Origin of the sequence: Vibrio sp. V43_P6S15P86 (assembly GCF_009904725.1) — a bacterium.
Taxonomy (GTDB): Bacteria; Pseudomonadota; Gammaproteobacteria; order Enterobacterales; family Vibrionaceae; genus Vibrio; species Vibrio diabolicus.
Map to the genome: position 1 here is coordinate 1 of NZ_WXWT01000154.1, position 3,331 is coordinate 3,331.

Genomic DNA, 3,331 nt, shown 5'->3' on the forward strand with positions numbered 1-3,331 from the left:
GAAACACTTAGAGACATCTAGCCTTCGCAAGAACATTATTCACTTGGTTTGTAAGGGAGAAGCTGAGAGAATTGAGGCGTTATAAACATAAAATGGTTTAATATGAAACTTCTAGTAAGAAACTTAGCTCGTGAGACGACAGAGCAAGACATCCGTACTCTGTTCTCAAACTACGGCAAAGTTGAGCTTTGCACCGTCGTGCTTGATCAAGAGACGGGTTTATCAAAAGGGTTTGGTTTTGTGATCATGCCGGATGAAGCCGAAGCCGTTGCGGCGTTGGAGGCACTAAACCTGTCTTCAGTACATAAGAGCAAGATTCGTGTGAAAGTCGCACAAGACTAGTATTTTTTCCTTTCAAGGTGAAAGATAAAACCAGCTGAGAGGCTGGTTTTTTAGTGCCTTAATTTTGAGAGGTTGCTACGGTTACTTGAGGCGAAAATATTTGCTGGTATACGCAGACTTCTCGTTCTTTTCCCTGCATTTTGATGATGTGATTGTCGATATACGTCATGCCCAACTTTTGAATGACTGATTGGGATTGTCTGTTTTCGACCAAGTGCATCGCTTTTAGGCCCGATAACTCAAAATGTGGTCTGGCAAATTGAATTAAAGCCATTGACGCTTCTTGAGCAAACCCATTACCCCAATAATCGACGCCAAGCCAATACCCTAATGTGCCGACTCCCTTAGAAATGTTTAGCAAACTAACAGCACCAATTAACGCATCGTTTTGACGTAGAGTAATAGCATATATGACCCCACTACGTTGGTGATATACGCCAACATGGCTCTTAATCCAAGCTTGTGCCATCGGCTCTTCATAGGGATGAGGAATGTTTGCGGTCATATCAGCAATGCTCTTGTCTCCTGCGAGTCGTGCGACTGTTGCGCTGTCTGTCGGATGAAATGGGCGAAGAATAAGCCTTTCTGTAGTGAGCGTTGGTTGAAGCGTCATCGTGCGTCCTTGAGATGAGTCAGTATCGTGGAAATTGCAGATTCACACTGTAAATCAGGCATGTTTAAACAACCAAGTAATGCCTGAATCGAAAATGTGAGTGAAAGCCATATTTAAAACGCCATAAAATTGATCATTGCAGATTGAAATAGCGAGTAGCAACAATTGCTTATGTGTGATGTGTCGTATTATTACACACATAAGCGCGTTCGTTCATAATAATGGTACAAAAGTTGAGGTCTGACCAATGTCTCAATTTTTTGATACTTTCGTCCAATTTTTTGAAGATAGGACACAAAAAATTAAAGGGGCTTTTTTATTGTGGAATTATTTTGAACAAAATATGTCAATTGTCAGTAGTACTGAAAAACAGGGAGAAGAGAAATGCCGGATATATATTGCGCAGCTTGTAGAAAATCAACGCAACATAAAGTGATCATGAAGCGTTGCGAGCCACAGCCCGTTGATTCGTTGACAGGTAAAGTGGTGAGTTTTACACAACTGATGGCGAAATTTGTATCAGGTGAACACTACTACGAGATGGAACCACAATACTACTGCCGATGCTGTAATCATCGTGCAATTGGAGAAGTGATTCCTCATCCTACCAGGCATACGTCGGCAGCTCTCTAATTCAGAGCGACAGCTATGATTAATAGCTAAACAGGGCGGCTTGCTTGCCCCGCACGCCAGATCTATAAAGGCGTATCACACGCTTTCAAATTTGCGACTCTACGGGAGCCGCTAGATTACTTTTGTTCTTCATACTCGGTTATGGAGAGAGCGGCAGTAATCGCAGCCCTTTCCTTCCTTAGTTATTTTCGAATTATTCTCTGCTGAATTTCACATGCTGTGCATTTGATGGTTTGCAATTGTTTAAGCAACGATTAATGTGATGCTTCCTGAGTGGTTACAAGGATGTGGTTAATGAGTTACCAATTGGACCGGATTGATTTACACATTTTGAGAGTGCTTCATTCAAGAGGCAGAATTCCAGTTGTTGAACTCGCAAAGCAGATCAACTTAACGACCTCGCCGTGTTCTGACCGCGTGAAGCGGCTAGAAAAAGAGGGGTATATCAATGGCTACCATGCTGAGCTGAATGCGGAAAAATTAGGGTTGGATGTGCAAGTATTCATCCATATTCGCTTAGACCAAACCAGTTTTTCTATTTTTGAAAAGTTTGCGAAAGCGGTGGAATTGATGCCTGAAATTGAAGAGTGTTACTCGCTCTCTGGAGATTTCGATACCATGATAAAAGTTCGCGTTAAGAGCATGAAAGCGTATCAGGAGTTTATGTCGAGCAAGTTAGGCACGCTTCCGGGCGTGATTCAAACTCGTAGTGAAGTGGTCATAGAAGAACATAAAACGGGATTTGGTGTTAATCCCGAGCTCCTTGGTTAGGCGAGGCATGTGTTGAGCCTCCTTATTTAGCGTGACTTGGCGTATTATTTTTTCAAGATAAAAAAAGGAGCCGAAGCTCCTTTTTAATAAATCGGTGAGCGATTATGCCCCGATAAAGGTGCTGATAACGCCAATTAAACCACCAAAAACACCGCCCCAAACGACTAGCCAGCCAAGGTGTTCTTTGATCATCTTTTGCACCATTTCTTTAACTAATGCCGGTGTTAATTCGCTTAAACGTTGATCGATGATACCTTCAATGTTCTGCTTTATCTCATCCATCATTGCAGGAGATTCGAATTGCTCTTTCAGTGCTTCTTTGATGTTATCGCTCTTGCTCAACTCAATGATGGATTCTTGCATCTTTTCGACGAAAGGTTGGCGCATGGGTTGTAGCGCTTCCGAGCCGCCAAACATCGCTAGCATGCCGCCAAATTGAGAGCCTTCAATTACTTCCACTAGGGAATCAAATGCTGGATTTAAATCTACTTTCTCAATTACTGGTTGAAGATCGATGTTCACACCGCCCGCCATTTCTTTATTCAAGAATCGGTCAATGTTCGCTTCAGTAAAAAACTGTTCCATCATCAGGTTTTTGATAGCCAGTTTAAACTCTTCAAATCGTGCGGGGATCACGCCAGAACCGTATAATCCAGGCACTTTCTCAAACAGCATATGGATGGCAAGCCAGTTGGTGATGGCGCCTGAGAACGCAAACAGCCCTGCATACCAAAGATAGTCGTTTTGTAATTGATGACCTCCAGCCATCAAAGCGATAGCGAGGACATTCGTTAGCAAACTTTTGTTCATAGTGACCAGTTATATGTGAATATCGGAATAAATAAGTGGGCCTGATTCTATACCTAAGTCACATTAAGATGCTAGGTTTGCCGTGATGAGTGACCGTGTTGCGAAGGGATAAAAATGGATGTACAGAAAAACAGAACCCGACAATCATTGTCGGGCCACTGC

At 42.6% G+C, this 3,331-nt stretch carries 5 protein-coding genes; 3 read left to right on the plus strand and 2 right to left on the minus strand.

Translation table 11 applies throughout. The features are described from left to right. Positions 1 to 102 precede the first annotated feature (102 nt). On the plus strand, positions 103 to 342 hold the full coding sequence (locus tag CAG69_RS06785) for an RNA recognition motif domain-containing protein (protein ID WP_005392166.1): 240 nt from the start codon (positions 103 to 105) through the stop codon (positions 340 to 342). A 58-nt stretch (positions 343 to 400) separates the two neighbouring features. Here the strand turns inward: CAG69_RS06785 and CAG69_RS06790 are convergent, their stop codons facing one another. After that, entirely contained in the window at positions 401 to 955 is a 555-nt protein-coding gene (locus CAG69_RS06790; protein WP_161443326.1) for a GNAT family N-acetyltransferase, read from the minus strand. A gap of 384 nt (positions 956 to 1,339) precedes the next feature. Here CAG69_RS06790 and CAG69_RS06795 point away from each other — a divergent pair, with 384 nt between their 5' ends. Together CAG69_RS06795 and CAG69_RS06800 are read left to right on the plus strand one after the other, a co-directional pair. After that, positions 1,340 to 1,588 carry a hypothetical protein gene (locus tag CAG69_RS06795; protein ID WP_012842405.1) on the plus strand — a complete coding sequence of 83 codons (249 nt, stop codon included), beginning with the start codon at positions 1,340 to 1,342 and terminating at the stop codon, positions 1,586 to 1,588. A 294-nt stretch (positions 1,589 to 1,882) separates the two neighbouring features. Continuing rightward, on the plus strand, positions 1,883 to 2,359 hold the full coding sequence (locus CAG69_RS06800; RefSeq protein ID WP_006740877.1) for an Lrp/AsnC family transcriptional regulator: 477 nt from the start codon (positions 1,883 to 1,885) through the stop codon (positions 2,357 to 2,359). Between the two features lie 102 nt (positions 2,360 to 2,461). On the opposite strand, the gene CAG69_RS06805 is transcribed toward CAG69_RS06800, so the two are convergent. Further along, positions 2,462 to 3,169: a DUF445 domain-containing protein gene (locus tag CAG69_RS06805; protein ID WP_005374596.1), complete on the minus strand. Its 708-nt coding sequence runs from the start codon at positions 3,167 to 3,169 to the stop codon at positions 2,462 to 2,464. Positions 3,170 to 3,331 lie beyond the last annotated feature (162 nt).